This is a genomic window from Cupriavidus sp. L7L (assembly GCF_004353535.1).
Lineage (GTDB): Bacteria > Pseudomonadota > Gammaproteobacteria > Burkholderiales > Burkholderiaceae > Cupriavidus > Cupriavidus oxalaticus_A.
The window spans coordinates 383,543-400,568 of record NZ_SMNY01000003.1 but is presented as its reverse complement, the minus strand read 5'-3'; the positions used below and the strand labels follow the sequence as shown (position 1 = coordinate 400,568).

Genomic DNA, 17,026 nt, shown 5'->3' with positions numbered 1-17,026 from the left:
GTTGCGGGCGCTGAAAGTGAGGGCTGCCGGCTTGCTCATGCGATCAGCTGGCTGGCGGCGGTTGCAATCTTGTCCGCCTGGGGCAGGGCGGCCTCTTCCATATGCCTGGCATAAGGAATCGGTACCTCCGCAGAACAGACCCGCGCGACAGGTGCGTCGAGTTCATAGAAAACCTGCTCGACGATGCGCGCCATCAGCTCCGCGGCGAGGCTGACGCTGCGCCAGCCCTCGTCGACGATCACCGCACGACGGCATTTTGCGACGGAGGCCATGATGGTCGCATCGTCCAGCGGACGCAGGACGCGCAAATCGACCACCTCGGCATCGATTCCCTGGGCCGAAAGCGAATCGGCGGCTTGCATCGCCTTGGGCAGGCCACCACCATACGCGATCAGGGTCACGTCCTTGCCGGGCCGCCTGACCCGTGCCGAGTGGATATCCACGACGGACGCTTCCGGAATCTCGCTTTCCACGTTGTACAGGCCTGCATGCTCGAAGATCAGCACCGGGTCGGGATCGGCCAATGCCGGCGCCAGCATGCGGCGTGCGTCCTCGACAGTGGCGGGCGCCAGGATCCTGAGGCCGGGTATGCTGGCATACCAGCCCTCGAAGCTGTGAGAGTGCTGGGCCGCGACCTGGCGGCCAGCCCCGGTGGCCATCCGGATCACCAGCGGTACGGAGAACTGCCCACCAGACATATGGCGGTACAGGGCTGCGGTATTAACGATCTGGTCGAGTGCGAGCAGGCTGAAATTGACGGTCATCACCTCGACGATGGGGCGCATGTCGCCCAGGGCCGCGCCGATGCCGGCGCCGGTGAAGCCGAGTTCCGAAAGAGGTGTATCGCGGATGCGTTCCGGGCCGAACTCGGCCAGCAGCCCCTTGGAGACCGCATAACTGCCGCCGTAGCGGCCGACGTCCTCGCCCATCAGGAAGACGCGGGGGTCCTTGGCAAGCGCCTCGCGCAGGGCTTCGCGCACGGCCTCCCGGTAGCTGAGGCGCAAGCTCATGGGGTACCTCCTGCCGGTGAGTAAACATCCTTCAGCAGATCCTCGACAGGCTCCAGGGTGCCCGCCTCGGCAAAGGCCTCGGCCCTCGCAACCTCCGCACCAGCGTCGGTGTCCAGCAAGAGAAACTCGTCTTCCGTCAGCTTGCCTTCCGCCTTCAGCCGCGCGGTGAACGTATGAATGGGACCGCGTGTCTTCCACGCCTCGACCTCGGCCGCCTGGCGGTACAGATCCGGGTCGTACATGGAGTGAGCGCGGAAGCGATAGGTGCGCAGTTCAAGGAACACCGGCCCCGTGCCGCCCCGGACGCTGGCCACGGCATTCCGGGCAGCTTCGCAGACGGCGACCACGTCCATTCCGTCGGCCGCGAAAGCCCGCATGTTGTAGGACGCTGCCTTGGCGCAGAGGTCTGTCTGGGACTCATGACGCTCAAGAGCCGTCCCCATCGCATAGAGATTGTTTTCGCAGCAGAACAAAAGCGGGAGCTTCCACAATGCGGCCAGGTTCATCGATTCATGGAACGCGCCTTCGGCGACCGCTCCGTCGCCGAAGAAGCAGGCGGTGACACGCTGGCTGCCCTGCATTTGTCCGGCGAGCGCAAGGCCGACCGCCAGCGGGAGACCTGCGCCCACGATGGCATTGCCCCCGAAGAGCCGGGCAGCGCGGCTAAACAGGTGCATCGAGCCGCCGCGGCCTCGCGCACAGCCCTCCTGCTTGCCGTACATTTCGGCCATCAGCACGCGCATGTCCATGCCGCGAACCAGCGCATGCCCGTGCTCCCGATAGGTGGCGACCACATTGTCGTCGGGGGCGAGCGCATGGAGAACACCAACGCATACGGCTTCCTCGCCAATGTACAGATGCAGGAAGCCGCGTATCTTGCCCTCGCCGTAGCGCTGCGCGCATGTCTCCTCAAGACGGCGAATACGTACCATGTCGCGCAGCAGCGTAAGCGCGAAGGCCTTGTCATAGGGCACCGGTCCGGAAGGTGGCGGCGGGGCGGGATGCTCGATGTCCATCATGATCCGGTCTCAAGCGTGGAGGTGTCCCCCTCCGGCAGGCCAAGTTCCCGTGCCTTCAGCAATCGGCGCATGATCTTGCCACTGCGTGTTCGTGGCAATTCCGCAAGGAAGGCGATGTCCTTGGGGGCCACCGACGCGCCGAGGCGGCTCCTGCCATGACCAAGAAGCTCCAGGCGCAGCGCTTCAGAAGGTTCAAAGCCTTTGTTGAGCGATACGAATGCCTTCACCACTTCTCCCGCAACCGGATCCGGCTTGCCGATGACGCCGGCTTCGGCGACGGCCGGATGCTCCATCAGCGCACTTTCGACCTCGAAGGGGCCGATCAGGTGTCCGGACGACTTGATGACGTCGTCAGTGCGGCCGACGAACCAGTAGTAGCCGTCGGTATCGCGGCGAGCCAGGTCGCCGGTCAGGTACCATTCGTGTGCGAAGCACTTGCGGTAGCGCGCTTCCTCGTTGAGATAAGCCCGGAACATTGACGGCCAACCGCTTCTGAGTGCAAGCTCGCCCTCGGTTCCGGGGCTATCGATCAGTTCGGCGCGCCCGTCTTCGTTACGCCGCACGATGGCAGCATCCACGCCGGGAAGCGGCCGGCCCATCGAGCCAGGCTTGATATCAAAGGCTGGCGTATTGGCGATCATGATGCCCCCCGTTTCCGTTTGCCACCAGTTGTCGTGAATCGGCAGGCCCAGCACGTTCTTGCCCCACCAGACGGCCTCTGGGTTCAGGGGCTCGCCGACACTGGCGATAAACCGCAGTCGCGGGAAAGCACGCACTCTGGCTGCTTCGGTTCCCGCCTTCATCAGCATGCGGATCGCGGTCGGCGCCGTATACCAGACCGTGACGCCTTCGTCGTGAAGGATTCCATACCAGCGCTGCGCGTCGAATTCTTCGAGGTCCACAATAGACGTTATGCCATGCAGCAATGGCGCGATGGCACCGTAGGATGTGCCGGTCACCCAACCCGGATCGGCGGTGCACCAATAGATGTCGTCCGCATGAAGATCGAGCGCATACCTGCCGGTTGCCCAGTGGGTGAGCGCGGCACCATGGACGTGCACGGCCCCCTTTGGCGTGCCGGTCGTGCCGCTGGTGAAATGCAACAGCGCCATGTCTTCGGACGTGGTAGGCGTGATCTGGCACGCGTCGGTCGCGCTGCGCATCATTGCAGCCAGGTCAAGCGTCCCCGGTATCGCGGTGGAGCCGCCGTCTTCCGCGACCAGCAGGATGTGTTTGAGGCTCGGCATGCGGTCGCGCCATGCGGCGACCTTGCGCATGAAGAGTTGATCGGTGGTGACCAGCACCGAGCCCTTGCCGAGGTTCAGTCGCGTGGCGATCGGCTCGGGCCCGAATGCCGAGAACAGCGGCGACACCACGCAGCCGTTCTTCAGGCCGCCGAGCAGGGCCGTATAAAGCTCCGGAATGCGTCCAGCGAGAATGAAGATCCGGTCTCCCTTGCCCACGCCGAGCGCGCGCAGTACGTTGCAGAAGCGATTGGTGAGACTGGCCAGCTGTGCGTAGGTGACGGCGCGCGCTGCCGGTCCGCCCCGTGAAAGAAAGCGGAATGCGACCTTGTCACCCGCACCACTTTCCACATGGCGATCCACCGCCTGCCACGCGATATTCAACCCGCCATCGGGTTGGGCGCCGAGGGTCCTGCGGATGGCGTCCCAGGAAAATCCATGACGCTCCGCCTCATAGTCGGCAAAATTTGGCGCAACACGCAGATCCGCTGCGGTCTTGTGGATGATTGTGGATAGATCCATTCTGGCGCTTGGTCTCCTTGGGACCACTATAGGGGCGGGGGCAGGCGACGAGAAGCGGGGCGGCCAGCGCTGCCCGGCCGTCCGTTACCTGAGCGGGCAAGGGCAAGTCCTGCCCGCTTTAGCGAGGACATCGGACTCATGGCCTGGCAGCAGGGAATGTTCTTCGGTTCTCCCGCCATATCACTTCCATCCTTCACCTTTCTGACGCTCATACATACGAGATCCTTGTCCTCGCATGCTCGGCGGCAGCAACGTGACGCTTGACCGCGATAAAGCTATCGGGACTCACCGACATCGAATCGATGCCGCTTTCGACAAGGAATCCAGCGAACTCCGGGTGGTCGCTAGGCGCCTGGCCGCACAAGCCGACTTCGGCCCCGGCCTTGTGCGCCTCTGCGATGACGCTGCGGATCATCCATTTGACGGCGTCGTCCTGCTCGTCGAACAACGCCGCGAGTTCTGATGAGTCGCGGTCCACGCCGAGCGTGAGCTGAGTCAGGTCGTTGCTGCCGATCGAAAAGCCATCGAAGCGCTTGGCGAACTCGCCCGCCAGGATCACGTTCGACGGTATCTCGCACATGACATATACGTTCAGGCCGGCTTCGCCGCGCACGAGGCCGTTCTCCGCCATGACCTCCAGTACGCGGTCCGCCTCTTTCGCCGAGCGGCAGAACGGGATCATGACGATCACATTAGTGAACCCCATCTCCCTGCGCAGGCGGCAAATCGCCTGGCATTCCAGCGCGAAGCCCTCTCGATAGCGAGGCGAGTAGTATCGTGACGCGCCACGGAATCCAAGCATCGGGTTCTCCTCCCGCGGCTCGAATTCCGCACCGCCGATCAGATGCGCGTACTCGTTTGTCTTGAAGTCGCTCATGCGGACCACTACAGGACGGGGATACTGCAGAGCGGCAATTCGCCCCAGTCCGCGCGCGAGCCGGTCCACGAAGTACTCCGTCTTGCTTTCGTATCCGGCTGTCAAGCCGGCAATCGTCTGCCTGGCCGCATCGTCCTTTAGCGTGTCGTAGCGGACCAGCGCCATTGGATGGATCTTGATGTGATTACCGATCACGAACTCCATTCGCGCCAGCCCGACGCCATCGGCCGGGATCCGCCACCAGCGGAGCGCTGCTGCGGGGTTGGCCAGGTTCAGCATGACCCTGGTATGCGTTGCCGGGATACTGCCAAAGTCGATTTCGTCGACTTCATAGTCGGCAGTGCCTTCGTAGACGAAACCCTCGCGGCCTTCCGCGCAGGAGACGGTGACCTCTTGCTCGTCGTGTAGCAGATGGGTCGCATTGCCCGTACCGACGATTGCCGGAAGCCCCAGTTCGCGGCTGACGATGGCCGCGTGCGAGGTCCGCCCGCCAAGGTCGGTGACGATGGCAGCCGCACGCCGCATGACGGGCACCCAGTCGGGGTCCGTAGATTGGGTCACGAGGATGGCGCCGTCGACGAAGCGTCCCATTTCCCTTGGGCTATCGATGACGCAGACCGCGCCTGCCGCGACGGCCTCCCCGATGCTCACGCCCGATGCCAGCTTGCGGCCGGCCTTCTTGATGCGATAGCGCTTCACAGCGCTAGCCTCGCGTCGCGACTGGACGGTTTCCGGCCTGGCCTGGACGATGAACAACTCTCCGGTCTCGCCGTCCTTCGCCCATTCGATGTCCATGGGTTGGCCATAGTGGTCTTCGATTGCGCGAGCCCAGCGCGACAAGGTGAGAATCTCCTCGTCTCCCAACACGAACGACGTGCGCTCTGCCTTCGAGGTCGGGACACATTTGGTCGGAGCGCGGCTATCGCTCGTGTAGACCATCTTGCGGCTCTTGTCGCCGAGCTTCTTCCCGATGATCGGCGTGAGCGACGGGTCGGACAGAAGTGGCTTGAACACCTCGTATTCGTCTGGTTCGACGGTGCCCTGCACGACACTCTCGCCCAGACCCCAGGCGGCGTTGATCAGGACGACCTTGTCGAAGCCGGTTTCGGTGTCTATCGAAAACATCACTCCGGCGCCGCTCAGGTCGGATCGCACCATGCGTTGGACGCCGACCGATAAAGCAACCTTCAGATGGTCGAAGCCCTTCGCCTGCCTGTAGCTGATCGCGCGGTCGGTGAAAAGTGAGGCGTAGCAGCGCCGGCAAGCGTCAAGGAGCGCGCGATCACCCCGGATATTGAGGAAGGTTTCCTGTTGTCCGGCGAAACTCGCATCCGGCAAGTCCTCGGCGGTCGCACTCGAGCGGACTGCGACGTCCATGTTGACCCGTCCGGTCCTTTGGTTCAGCTCTTCATAAGCCACACGGATCGCCTCTGCCGTCTCTCTGGGCCATTCGCCTCGGAGAATGAGCTGACGAATGGCGGCCCCGGCCTCGGCGAGGGAAACCTTGCCTTCAGCAAGTTCGCCGAGCGTCCTGGACACCGGCTCGCGCAGGCTATTCGCATGGATAAAGCGCCAGTATGCATCCGCCGTGACTGCGAACCCGGGTGGAACCTTGACCCCTCCGGGCGCGAGGTTCGCCACCATCTCGCCCAGCGACGCGTTCTTGCCACCGACGCGAGGAACATCGGCCCGCCTTAGTTCTTCGAACCAGACAACCTGCGCATGTTCGTTGGACATGTGCTACTCCTTCTCGGCGGATTTATGCCGACGCCTAAGCAAGGCCAAGGTTCCGCTTGGAACGGATAACGTCCGGGAAGCTTCCAAGGGTGCTGAACAGCGCTCGCGAGCGACTGACGCATTCACACTAGTGGTCAAACGGCGCCGTGAGTTGATCCAACGCAAGCCCCCACAAGGCAGCTTAACGGCAGGCGGACGCGATGCCGCTGCTGTTGTCGCATTGAATCGCGGCGAAGCGCCGTCTACCACTTGCCCACCGCGACTGGCCGCATGAAGACGGGTGGGCCTGCGCATGTCGTTGCCCCGGTCCGAATTCCCAGCCCACCGGCGGGAGGGACTTTAGGGATTTGTTGACTGGCATCAACCTTCATATCGTTGCGACCGCTACTTTGAAAGAACCATAGCCGCAGCCGAGGTCGCCGTGTACCGCCGCATTCTTCTAGCCATCGATGGTAGCCGCTCATCCTTAGATGCCCTGGAGCAGGCAGTGTCCATGGCGCTGGTCACTCATGCCGAAGTCAGCGCCATGTTTGTCGTTGACGACAGCGACCTGCTTCTCGAGGTCAGTTCGGGCGACCGGCCGTGGCTGATGGCCGACATTATTGCCTACGGCAAGCAGGTGTTGGCTCGCGCCGGCGAGCGGCTGAGTGCCGCCGGCGTGCGCTGGAGCAGCAGGTTGGCCGAGACGCCAGGCACCCCTGCGAAGATTGCCGAGGCGATCGTCAAGGAAGCGGATCACTGGAGCGCGGACCTGATCGTAATGGGCACTCACGGCCATCGTGGCGTGCGGCGCATGGTGCTGGGCTCGGTCTCGGAGCACGTCGTCAGCAAGTCGGTTCGCCCCATACTGCTTGTCCGCCAGCGGCCAGTCGGCGATATGTCCTGACCGTTCGGTTGATGCGCACCAACCGGGAAATGCTGAGCCGCCCTACGCTGAATCCAACCAGTCCAGACATGAATCACCACAGGGTCGCATCGTGGGAAACCGCTATGTACCAGCGCATCGTTGTCGCCATGGGCAGCGTCGCGCGGGCTTGATCACCCTAGTAGCCGTCGCGCCCGTCCCGCTAGTCCGCGCCGAGGAGGCGTAGGCAGGCACAGACTTTGGAGGGCAGTACGCCAGAGAGCTATGCATAAGATCGACTTTGCCGGCGAGATGCCGGATTATTGTCCGACCGGCCCAAGCCTGCAGTGCGCCGCGAAAGTAGACGGCTCGCCGGCAACCTATGAGATCACAGCCGAGGCGCTTGAAGATCATTTCGGCGCGCGTTCGTACCGCAGTGAAGATTTGCTACCGGCATTCATGAGCAACCGGCAGGACATTGAACGCGTCGCGGGAGCGCTGTTCGAGATGACAGGTGCGCGGCACATCGTGTTGCACAGCGGCCATTTTCGCTTTGCCGTGTGAGGCGAGCTCGGGCGCTAAATGGCCGGCCTTTCTACCAGGTAACTTTTCCGCGCGTGCATTCGCGTAAGTGCGGCGATGTATCGGCCGTACAGCCCTTGATGACCGTGTCCGCTTGGAGGGCGTTGACACCTCCCCGACGCGTCAGATACAGCCCGTCAAAGACAGGTACGGCAGGTTGCTGGCCAACGGTATATGGCCCTCAAATGGGCGAGAAGATGGAGGCTCTCGCTCGGCGACGGCGTTTGTTCACATGCGTGAATTCGAGTAGAGGGCCTGGTGAATGGCATTACTGGCAAGGGGGAATGGCAGTAGCAGCGCCGTTGCCGGTCTCCATTCCCACCTTGCGCTCAGCGCGCAAGGCAGCCTGCCGCCCTCGCCCGGTGTTGACCCTGCACAGCAGGCCCAGCCCGACGACGAAGTAGCTGCCGGTGATCAGCAGCGCCTGTCGATGATCGCCGCCCGTCAGCCAGGTTGCCATGCCATAGGTCAGCGGCCCGGCGATCGAGGCCAGCTTGACCGCCAGGCCCCACAGCCCGAAGAACTCGGCCGCGCGCGAGGGCGGGGCCAGCAGCCCCACCATGGCCCGTCCGGCGGACTGGGCGGCGCCCAGGCACAGGCCGGCCACATTGGCGGCAAGCCAGAACAGCGGCGCGTCGCGCGCGGCGCGCGCCAGCAGGATGGTCAGGATCCAGCCCAGCAGCGTCAGGGCAATGGCGCGCACGTGCCCGATCCGGTCCTGCACATGGCCGAACAGCAAGGAGCCAGCCGCTGCCGTCAGGTTGACCACCAGCACCAGGGTCAGCGTCTGCTGCGTGCTGAAACCCATGGCCTGGTTGGCGTAGATGGCGGTCAGCGTGATCACCGCCTGGATACCGGCCTGGTAGAACAGGGTGCACAGCAGGAAGCGGCGCAGGTCCCGGAACTGCCGCAGCTGGCTCAGGCGTTGCCATACTCGGGCCCAGGCTACGCCGATCGCCTGCTCGCCAGCCGGTGCGGCCACAGCGATCTGCGGCGCGCCGCGGTCGCCCAGCAGCAGGAAGGTCGGCAGGCTCGCCAGGGCAAAGATGGCCGCCGTGATCAGCATGGTGACGGGCACGAACTGGCTGGCGACGTGGCCCCGGGCGGTCGCCCAGTTGACATAGAGCAGACATAGGCCCAACGTGACCAGGCCACCGATATAGCCAAGACTCCACCCCCAGCCCGATACCCGACCCAAGGCGCGCGGAGTAGAAAGCGACGGTAGGAAAGCGGCGATCAGGTTTTCGCCGCTGCTGAAGAAGAAGTTGGACAGCACTACGCACAGGATGGCCAGACCAAGGGTGCCGGGCTGTGCGAAATAGAGCAGGGCGGTGAACACCACGCAACCCGCCGTCGTCACGGCAAGCAGTGTCTTCTTGGCTGCGCGCAGGTCGGCATAGGCGCCGACTAGCGGCGCGCTGAGCACCACTAGTGCATAGGAAAGAGAAAGTGCCGCGGTCCAGGCCAGCGTGGCCCAGGGGGCATTGCCGGCCACCACGGCGACGAAGTAGGCATTGAACAGCGCGGTGATGACCACCGTGGTGTAGCCGGAATTGGCAAAGTCATACATGGCCCATGCCCATACTTCGCGCGGTCGTACGTCGGGGCCCAGGGCAGAGGGCGCATGAAGCGCGCGAGCCCGGCCATGCGATTGGGGCACGGTCATGTTCCATCCTTCTTCTCTTGCATGCTCCTCTCGTAAGGGGTTCGCGAAGCCTTTACTTTAGAGGGCTTATCTGTTCCAGTCCTTCGAGCATCTAGGGTTCCAGTACGTAGGCACCAGGGGCGTCCGCTAAATCCCGGGCCCGCGCTTGTCGCGTGCAGCGCTCTGTCGAGTGGGCCACTAGCCAGTCATGCCACGCCGGCCACCAGGAACCCTCGCGGTACTCAGCCATGTCGAGGAATTGCTCCGGGCTCAGGTAAGGCGCGGCTGCCAATCTCGTGTACACATGGTAGCGCCGGCGCGGGTGGCCTGGTTCCGACACGATGCCCGCGTTGTGGCCGCCCGAAGTCAGCAAGAAGGTCAGTTCGGCCTGGGTCAGCAAGTGCAGCTTGTAGACGGAGCGCCAGGGCGAGACGTGGTCGTGCTCGGTGCCGGCCACGAAGAGCGGCAGGTCGAGGTCAGATAGGGCGATCGGCCGCCCGCCGACGCACAGCTTGCCAGTGGCCAGTTCGTTGCCCAGGAACAGCTTGTGCAAGCATTCGGAATGCAGCCGATAAGGCAGGCGTGTGGTGTCGCGGTTCGCGTTGCGGAACACCACCTTGCCGGGTGTCAGCGCCACGTCGCGCCCGGGCAAATACTCCAGCGCGGGCCGCCCGGCGGGCAGGCCGGGCAACTCCGACAGCAACTCACTGGCGTACTGCAGCCAGTGATGGGCCCCTTGCAGGAAGTTGGCGCCGAAAGTGCTCGAGGCGGCGCTGGCGACAGCGGGGTTCATCCACCAGACATTGCCCGGTGCGAACAGGTCAAGCCATTGCCGGGCACAGAAGGCGACGATGTGCTGGTGATGGCGCGACAGGCCGTCGATATCCTGCGTCAGCGACTCCCAGAAGGCCTCGTTGCGCATGAACGCATCGCGCCAGCAACCACCAGCGCGACAAAGCCGATCAGGAACCCGAAACTGAAGATGTCCTTCTACCTCCCACGCGCAAACAGGCGTTCCTTTGATCCATCCCAAATGGCAGCGCCCGCTCGCCGCCTACGGTAATCCCAGAGGGGCCGTGCCGACCCCCGTCCTTCTGGAGCACGACGTGACACATCCCATCGTTTTATCCGAAGCCGGCGTGGAATACCTGAAGCTGCCGGCCCCGCAGACCGAAGGCGGCATGCCGCTGCTGACCGCGCTGCAGCAGCGCCGCTCGACCCGGCACTTCGCCTCGCGGCGCCTGGATGACGCGCTGCTGTCGTCCCTGCTGTGGGCCGCTTTCGGCGTCAACCGCCCGGGCACCGGCCTGCGCACCGCACCTTCGACCCGCAACTGGCAGGAAATCGACTTGTACGTGGCGCTGCGCGACGGCCTGTACGTGCTCGAACCGCCGGACTGGCGCCTTCGGCTGGTCATCGGCGAAGACCTGCGCGCGGCTACCGGCCTGCAGGACTATGTTGCCGAGGCACCATTGAACCTCGTCTACGTCAGCCGGCTCTCCAGGCTCGACGAGACCGACAAGCCTCTGCGCCAGTTCTATACTGCGCTGGATACGGGGTATATCAGCCAGAACGTCTATCTCTTCTGCGCTGCGTCGGGCCTGGCCACGGTGGCGCGTGGCTTGCTGGACCGCCGCGCGCTGGCCACCGCCATGCGGCTGGAGCCCGACCAGCGCGTGATCCTGGCCCAGAGCGTGGGCTATCCGGCGTAAGCGGCCGTCCAGGCAGGCACAGGAGGAGGACCATGCCATTCATTGACAGGGCCGATGCCGCCAAACAGCTGGCCCGTGCGCTCGCTGGCCACGCTGGAGAACGGCCACTGGTGCTGGCCGTACCCCGGGGCGCGGTGCCGATGGGCGCCATCATTGCCGATACGCTAGGTGGAGACTTTGACGTCGTGCTGGTGCGCAAGCTTGGCGCGCCAGGCAACCCCGAGTACGCCATCGGCGCCGTGGGCGAGAGTGGCTGGACTTATCTCACACCCTATGCCGCCGCGGTCGGCGCCGACAGCGAATACATCGACCGCGAGCGCGCAGCCCAGCTTGAAGTGCTGCGGCAGCGCCGTGCCGCCTACACACCGGGGCGGGAGCCGATCCGCGCCACCGGACGCCAGGTTATCGTCGTGGACGACGGCTTGGCCACCGGTGCCTCGATGATTGCCGCGCTGCATGCCATCCGCGAGGAGCAGCCTGCGCGGCTCATTTGTGCAGTGCCGGTGGCGCCACCGCGGACGCTGGAGCTGTTGCGGCCCTATGCAGACGAGGTGGTGTGCCTGGAGACGCCAGCCGGCTTTCGGGCAGTGGGCCAGTTCTACCGCGACTTCTCGCAGGTCGAGGACGCGGAGGTAGTGGCATGTCTGAAAGGGCGGTAAAGACGCGTATACGCGAGGAGGCATCCATGAAGGGCGACAGGCAGCTGCAGCAAGACGTGACCGAGGCGCTGATCTGGGATCCGGCGGTCCATGGCAACGAGATCGGGGTCCAGGTCCAGGACGGCGTCGTCACGCTGACGGGGCACCTTGGGACCTTTGCCGAGAAGTACTCGGCGGAAGCGGCCGTCAGGCGCATCGCCGGCGTGCGGGCGCTGGCCGTGGAACTGGACGTTCACCTGCCCGACGATGCGCGCCGCACCGATGCCGACATTGCCCGCGCCGCGGCCAACGTGCTGTCCTGGGACGCGATGGTGCCGGCCGACCGTATCCGGATCCTGGTCGAACACGGCGTCGTGACCCTGAGCGGCGATGTCGACTGGTACTACCAGCGCACCGCCGCCGAGCACGCCGTGGCCGGACTGTTCGGCGTGGTCGGGGTCACCAATGCGCTTGCCCTCCGGCCTCGTGCCGACGCGCAGGACGTGGCGGCACGGATCCAGGCGGCCATCGCACGCCAGGCCGTCGGCGACGTCGACCAGGTGACCGTGGCGGTGAGGGATGGCGCGGTGACGCTGACCGGCACTCTGCCTACGCTGGCCGAGCGCGACGCGGCATTCGAAGCGGCCTGGTCTGCACCGGGCGTCAGCGCGGTCGTCAACCAGATCGAAGTCAGGCCCGGCTAGCTCAGGCATTCGTCCTTGCCGCACTACCGGGGTGTCGCTGCCGGACTGGCCTGCGCGGTCAGCGCATCGGCAGCGCGCGCCAGGTCTTGCAGGGCATTGCTGACGGTGACAGGATAGGGCGCCGACTGCTCCAGCGCGCGCAGGGCGACAGGCAGCGCGGCCAGTTGCTGTGCGGCATAGGCCCGGCTAGTGAGCAGCGGCACTTCTGGCGCCACACGCCGGCCACCCGTCATGCACGACTGCATCAGCGGCAGACCGTCACAGGCATCCCCCTCGATCGTCAGCGTATCGCCAAGCATGGTGCCGTCAGCGCCGTAACGACGGTAGGACTGCTTACGGCCAGGCCAGGTTGCCTTGCCTTCCGAGCGCTTGCGGCGCGGCAGGCCCGCGTACTCGGTCAGCTTGTACGCGCAATCCAGATACGGGGCGTCGGCCGAGGTGTTCATGCGCGTGCCGACCCCGAAACCGTCGATGGGAGCGCCCGCTGCCACCAGATCGCGAATGCGATACTCGTCCAGGTTGCCGCTGGCAAAGATGCTGATCGACTGAAGCCCCGCGCCGTCGAGGATGGCGCGCACCCGGCGCGCATGCTCGCCGAGGTCGCCGCTGTCGATGCGTACTGCCTTGACGGAGATCCCGCTGGCGCGCAGCGTCGCGGCCAGTGCCGCCACCTTGTGCGCGGCGGCCTCGGTGTCGTAGGTGTCGATCAGCAGCGTGGCGTTGTCGGGCTGCGAGCGCGCGAACGACGCGAAGGCCTCGCCCTCATCCAGGTGCGCTTGCACATAGGAATGCGCCATGGTGCCGTACGACGGGATGGCGAAGCGCACACCGGCCAGCAGCGTCGCGGTGCCGGTGAACCCCGCCAGATAGCTGGCCCGGGCCGACAGCAGGCCGGCTTCGGCACCATGCGCGCGGCGCAGGCCGAAATCCACCAGCATGCGCCCCGATCCCGCCAGCACCACGCGCGCCGCCTTGCTGGCCACGATGGTCTCGTAGTGCAGCAGGTTCATGACCCGGCTTTCGACCAGCTGGGCCTGCTGGATCGGCGCGGTAATGCGCAGGATGGGCTCGTCCGGGAAGAACACCGTGCCCTCCGGCACGGCCTGGACATCCCCGCTGAAGCGGAAGTGTGCGAGCGATTGCAGGAACGCCGGGCTGAAATGCCCGGTCGACGCGAGCTGGTCGAGATCGTCCGCGCTGAAGCGCAGCCGTTCCAGGTAGGCGACCACCTGTTCCAGTCCCGCGGCCAGAAGGAAGTTCCTGCCCGGCGGCAGCTTGCGGACGAAGAACTCGAAGCTGGCGATATCGTGCATGCCGCTGTCGAAATACGCCTGCATCATGGTGAACTCGTACAGGTCGGTCAGCAGCGGGCTTTCGCAATCGGGGGTAGTCATGGCGGCTCGCGCAGGCGGCATTGCTCAATAATCTTCGCCGAACATGGATGACCCCGGGCGCGTGCCGGCATCGCCGTGGCCGGCAGGGCTGCGCTGGATCGCGATCATGCAGTCCGTCGTCAGCAGCAGGGAGGCGATCGAGACGGCATTCTGCAGGGCCGTGCGCACCACCTTGACGGGGTCGATCACGCCCAGTTCGAGCATGTCGCCATAGCGCTCGGTGCCGGCGTCGTAGCCGAGCGTTCCCGAGCCGGCGCACACCTGGTGCACCACGGCGTCGGCATCCGCACCGGCGTTGGCGGCGATCTGCCGCATCGGCGCGGCCAGTGCCGCGTGGACGATGTGGCCGCCGGCGGCCTGCTCGGGATTCGGCGCCTGCCAGGCCTCAAGGGCGGCGCGGGCGCGCAGTAGCGCCACGCCACCGCCTGCGACGATGCCCTCGTCCACCGCGGCTCGGGTGGCGTGCAGCGCATCCTGGAAGCGGTTCTTGCGCTCGTGCAGCGCGCTCTCCGTCGCCGCGCCCACCTTGATCACGGCTACGCCGCCGGCAAGCCGGGCCAGGCGCCGCTGCAGGGCCTCGCGCTCATAGTCCGAGCGCACCTCGTCCAGGCGCAGGCGCAGGGCGGCAACGCGCTCGGCCACGCGCGGCCGTTCGTCACCGGAGGCGATCAGGATGGTGGTGTCCTTGTTGACCTCCACGCGGCGGGCCTCGCCAAGCTGTTCCAGGGTGACGTGCTCGAGCGAGATGCCGGCCTGCGGCGAGACCACGGTAGCGCCGGTCAGCGCGGCCAGGTCGCCCAGCTGCTCGGTACGCGAGTCGCCGAAACCCGGAGACTTGACCGCGCAACTCTTCAGCGCGCCGCGCAGGTTGTTGACCACGAGCGTGGCCAGCGCCTCACCCTCCACGTCGTTGGCGATGAGCAGCAAGGGCCGGCCGGCGCGGCTCACGGCTTCCAGGACCGGCAGCAGTTGCGCGATCGCGGCAATGTTCGCGTCACACAGCAGCACCAATGGTGACTCCAGCACGACGGCACGGCTCTCGTTGGTCGCGAACAAGGGCGAGAGGTAGCCACGATCGATCAGCGCGCCGTCGGCGATGTCGAGTGCGTCGTCCAGCTTCGAGCCATCCTCCACGCTGATCGCACCGTCCTTGCCGACCCGCTCGACAGCCTGGGCCACCAGCGTGCCGACAGTCTGGTCGCCGCTGGCCGAGATCGTGGCGATCTGGCGCATCTCGTCGGTACTGCCACACGGCCGGGCACTCTCCAGCAAGGCGCTGGCGACCAGCTTGCCGGCGGCCTCGATGCCGCGCTTGAGCTGCATGGGATCGTGACCGGCTTCGACGTACTTCACGCCTTCGGCCACGATCGCGTGGGCCAGCGTGGTGGCGGTCGTGGTGCCGTCGCCAGCGATCTCGCTGGTGCGCACTGCGGCCTCGCAGAGCAGGCGGGCGCCCATGTCGGCGAAAGGATTGGCCAGCGTCACCGACTTCGCCACGACCACGCCGGAATTGGCGACCAGCGGCACCATGTCGGGCCGCTCCACGATCACGTTGCGGCCACCTGGACCCAGCGTCACCTTCACAGCGTGGGCCAGTTGTTCCACGCCGCTCAGCATCATGCGGCGCGCGTCCTGGTGGAAGATGAGTGTTCTGGCAGACATGACGATCTCCGCATTGACATGAGTGGTCTGGCTCGCTTTACGGTAGTTGGCGTGCCAGTCCGGACGTTGATGCAACGCAAGCGCCAGGCTCGCGGCCGCTGCCTGAAATAGGCGCGTGCTTCAGTCTGGCTGGTCGCTGTCCGGCACGGGCACGGGATGCCCTGGCTGCAACGGTTCCAGCGCGGTGGTCTCGTCCAGGTGGAAGAGGGCGTCAAACTGGCCGGCGATTGAAGCGTCGAAGTAGTGGCTGGCACGCTCCGTGCGCGGCAGATAGAGCACGCCGATGGCGCGTTCCAGCATGACCTCGAAGAGCGCGTGGCTGGCCTGTGGCCCAAGCGGGAGGAAGAAGCGATCCAAGCCGGTGCTGTGGAAAAGTGCTTCCCAGCTGTCGTGCAGTGCCGGCACGACGGTTTTGTGTTCGGGGTCGCCGTCCCATCGAGAGGCGGCGCAGACGTGGCCGGCGTAGGTGGTAAAGCCGACCAGCAGCGCCTGCGTGCCGGCCTGCTGGCGTACCAGTTGGCCGAGGTTCCACTCGCCGCGCAGCTGCGATTCCGTGGCCCGCGCATCGCCGAGGTGGGAGTTGTGGGCCCAGACCACAATGCGCCCGTTGCCGCCGCGGCGCAGCCGGTAGGCGGCCAGCGAAAACAGCGTTTGCGCCATGTGCGCGTCGCGCAGGTTCCAGGTGCTGACACGGCGGCCGAACATCTCGCGGTAGTAGGCTTCCGCATTCACCACCACCGTCGCGTTGCGCTCCGCGAAGTAGTGCGAATCCATGGCCGCCAGGCCATTGCGGGAGATATAGGCGGCCTCGTCGGTACGCAGCTGCAGCAGCTGGCGGATGGCGCCGTCGCGCGCGGGCTCACGCAGCCCGGCGGCGGCCTGGTAGCCGTAGGCAGCTGGATCACGCACATGGTCGAGCGCGGCATAGTGCTGCCGGGCAGCCTCGGCCTGCAGCGGGTCGGCGCGCTCCAGATAGCGGATCACGGCCTCGGCTGAGCGATACAGGCTGTAGAGGTCGAGCCCATAGACACCGACCCGCCGCTCCGGCGGCAGGCTGGCATTGTGGCCGCGCAGCCATTCGATGAACGCCAGGAACTCCCGGTTGCGCCACATCCAGGACGGGAAACGCTCGAAATCGCTTAGGGCCTCCCCCGCGCTGTCATCGCCCTCGCCCTGCACGTAGCGGTTGACACGCCAGGCGTCTGGCCAGTCGCCTTCGATGGCGACGGCATCGAAGCCCTGGCCACGGACCAGCGCCTGCGTGATCTGCGCCCGCATCCGGTAGAACTCGGCCGTGCCGTGCGTGGCTTCGCCAAGCAATACGAAATCCTTCCCGCGGGCCATGTCAAGCAGCGGATCGTAGTCGGAGGCATTGCCCTGCAGGCGTTGTGCGGCCTCCCGGACAGCAAGGAACGGGGTAAGCGGAGATGCCATGG

General features: G+C 65.5%; 14 protein-coding genes. 5 read left to right on the top strand and 9 right to left on the bottom strand.

Annotation, left to right across the window (positions count from 1 at the left end; genetic code table 11):
* Nucleotides 1–35: 35 nt before the first annotated feature.
* The 4 genes from E1J61_RS03855 to ppsA form a co-directional block, all read right to left on the bottom strand.
* Nucleotides 36–1,010 (bottom strand): alpha-ketoacid dehydrogenase subunit beta, encoded by a 975-nt coding sequence (locus E1J61_RS03855; protein ID WP_133092805.1) that lies wholly within the window; start codon nucleotides 1,008–1,010, stop codon nucleotides 36–38.
* A complete protein-coding gene (gene pdhA / locus E1J61_RS03850; RefSeq protein ID WP_133092804.1) occupies nucleotides 1,007–2,029 on the bottom strand; it encodes a pyruvate dehydrogenase (acetyl-transferring) E1 component subunit alpha in 1,023 nt (340 codons plus the stop codon). The genes E1J61_RS03855 and pdhA overlap by 4 nt, the downstream gene beginning before the upstream one ends.
* The gene (gene acsA, locus E1J61_RS03845; RefSeq protein ID WP_133092803.1) at nucleotides 2,026–3,795 is read right to left on the bottom strand and encodes an acetate--CoA ligase; all 1,770 of its coding nucleotides are present in this window, start codon (nucleotides 3,793–3,795) and stop codon (nucleotides 2,026–2,028) included. The genes pdhA and acsA overlap by 4 nt, the downstream gene beginning before the upstream one ends.
* A gap of 208 nt (nucleotides 3,796–4,003) precedes the next feature.
* Nucleotides 4,004–6,409: a phosphoenolpyruvate synthase gene (ppsA, locus tag E1J61_RS03840; RefSeq protein ID WP_133092802.1), complete on the bottom strand. Its 2,406-nt coding sequence runs from the start codon at nucleotides 6,407–6,409 to the stop codon at nucleotides 4,004–4,006.
* 421 nt (nucleotides 6,410–6,830) lie between these two features.
* On the opposite strand from ppsA, the gene E1J61_RS03835 reads away from it, so the two are divergent.
* Both E1J61_RS03835 and E1J61_RS03830 read left to right on the top strand, forming a co-directional pair.
* Entirely contained in the window at nucleotides 6,831–7,295 is a 465-nt protein-coding gene (locus E1J61_RS03835) for a universal stress protein (RefSeq protein ID WP_133092801.1), read from the top strand.
* Between the two features lie 243 nt (nucleotides 7,296–7,538).
* Nucleotides 7,539–7,817 carry a DUF1488 domain-containing protein gene (locus E1J61_RS03830; protein WP_133092800.1) on the top strand — a complete coding sequence of 93 codons (279 nt, stop codon included), beginning with the start codon at nucleotides 7,539–7,541 and terminating at the stop codon, nucleotides 7,815–7,817.
* 286 nt (nucleotides 7,818–8,103) lie between these two features.
* Here the strand turns inward: E1J61_RS03830 and E1J61_RS03825 are convergent, their stop codons facing one another.
* On the bottom strand, nucleotides 8,104–9,501 hold the full coding sequence (locus E1J61_RS03825) for an MFS transporter (protein WP_133092799.1): 1,398 nt from the start codon (nucleotides 9,499–9,501) through the stop codon (nucleotides 8,104–8,106).
* A 91-nt stretch (nucleotides 9,502–9,592) separates the two neighbouring features.
* Complete coding sequence (locus tag E1J61_RS03820) at nucleotides 9,593–10,402, bottom strand: hypothetical protein (protein ID WP_243736760.1); 810 nt, start codon at nucleotides 10,400–10,402, stop codon at nucleotides 9,593–9,595.
* Between the two features lie 184 nt (nucleotides 10,403–10,586).
* Between E1J61_RS03820 and E1J61_RS03815 the strand changes: the two genes are divergently transcribed.
* Genes E1J61_RS03815 through E1J61_RS03805 form a run of 3 tightly spaced genes read left to right on the top strand, consistent with a single transcriptional unit; the run spans nucleotide 10,587 to nucleotide 12,534 of the window.
* Nucleotides 10,587–11,192, top strand: coding sequence for a nitroreductase family protein (locus E1J61_RS03815; RefSeq protein ID WP_133092798.1), 606 nt, complete (start codon nucleotides 10,587–10,589; stop codon nucleotides 11,190–11,192).
* A gap of 32 nt (nucleotides 11,193–11,224) precedes the next feature.
* The gene (locus E1J61_RS03810) at nucleotides 11,225–11,851 is read left to right on the top strand and encodes a phosphoribosyltransferase (protein WP_133092797.1); all 627 of its coding nucleotides are present in this window, start codon (nucleotides 11,225–11,227) and stop codon (nucleotides 11,849–11,851) included.
* A 26-nt stretch (nucleotides 11,852–11,877) separates the two neighbouring features.
* Nucleotides 11,878–12,534 carry a BON domain-containing protein gene (locus E1J61_RS03805; RefSeq protein ID WP_133092796.1) on the top strand — a complete coding sequence of 219 codons (657 nt, stop codon included), beginning with the start codon at nucleotides 11,878–11,880 and terminating at the stop codon, nucleotides 12,532–12,534.
* Nucleotides 12,535–12,557: 23 nt separating this feature from the next.
* Here the strand turns inward: E1J61_RS03805 and E1J61_RS03800 are convergent, their stop codons facing one another.
* From E1J61_RS03800 to E1J61_RS03790, 3 genes are all read right to left on the bottom strand, one after another.
* Nucleotides 12,558–13,928, bottom strand: coding sequence for a nicotinate phosphoribosyltransferase (locus E1J61_RS03800; protein WP_133092795.1), 1,371 nt, complete (start codon nucleotides 13,926–13,928; stop codon nucleotides 12,558–12,560).
* Between the two features lie 24 nt (nucleotides 13,929–13,952).
* The gene (groL, locus tag E1J61_RS03795; protein ID WP_133092794.1) at nucleotides 13,953–15,590 is read right to left on the bottom strand and encodes a chaperonin GroEL; all 1,638 of its coding nucleotides are present in this window, start codon (nucleotides 15,588–15,590) and stop codon (nucleotides 13,953–13,955) included.
* 120 nt (nucleotides 15,591–15,710) lie between these two features.
* A complete protein-coding gene (locus tag E1J61_RS03790; RefSeq protein ID WP_133092793.1) occupies nucleotides 15,711–17,024 on the bottom strand; it encodes an erythromycin esterase family protein in 1,314 nt (437 codons plus the stop codon).
* Nucleotides 17,025–17,026 lie beyond the last annotated feature (2 nt).

Bases quoted from the DNA above. Each gene is read 5' to 3' on its own strand.
- ppsA (WP_133092802.1), bottom strand. From the start codon at position 6,409: ATGTCCAACGAACATGCGCAGGTTGTCTGGTTCGAAGAACTAAGGCGG.
- E1J61_RS03805 (WP_133092796.1), top strand. From the start codon at position 11,878: ATGAAGGGCGACAGGCAGCTGCAGCAAGACGTGACCGAGGCGCTGATC.
- E1J61_RS03820 (WP_243736760.1), bottom strand. From the start codon at position 10,402: ATGCGCAACGAGGCCTTCTGGGAGTCGCTGACGCAGGATATCGACGGC.
- pdhA (WP_133092804.1), bottom strand. From the start codon at position 2,029: ATGATGGACATCGAGCATCCCGCCCCGCCGCCACCTTCCGGACCGGTG.
- E1J61_RS03790 (WP_133092793.1), bottom strand. From the start codon at position 17,024: ATGGCATCTCCGCTTACCCCGTTCCTTGCTGTCCGGGAGGCCGCACAA.
- E1J61_RS03825 (WP_133092799.1), bottom strand. From the start codon at position 9,501: ATGACCGTGCCCCAATCGCATGGCCGGGCTCGCGCGCTTCATGCGCCC.
- E1J61_RS03830 (WP_133092800.1), top strand. From the start codon at position 7,539: ATGCATAAGATCGACTTTGCCGGCGAGATGCCGGATTATTGTCCGACC.
- acsA (WP_133092803.1), bottom strand. From the start codon at position 3,795: ATGGATCTATCCACAATCATCCACAAGACCGCAGCGGATCTGCGTGTT.
- E1J61_RS03855 (WP_133092805.1), bottom strand. From the start codon at position 1,010: ATGAGCTTGCGCCTCAGCTACCGGGAGGCCGTGCGCGAAGCCCTGCGC.
- groL (WP_133092794.1), bottom strand. From the start codon at position 15,590: ATGTCTGCCAGAACACTCATCTTCCACCAGGACGCGCGCCGCATGATG.
- E1J61_RS03810 (WP_133092797.1), top strand. From the start codon at position 11,225: ATGCCATTCATTGACAGGGCCGATGCCGCCAAACAGCTGGCCCGTGCG.
- E1J61_RS03800 (WP_133092795.1), bottom strand. From the start codon at position 13,928: ATGACTACCCCCGATTGCGAAAGCCCGCTGCTGACCGACCTGTACGAG.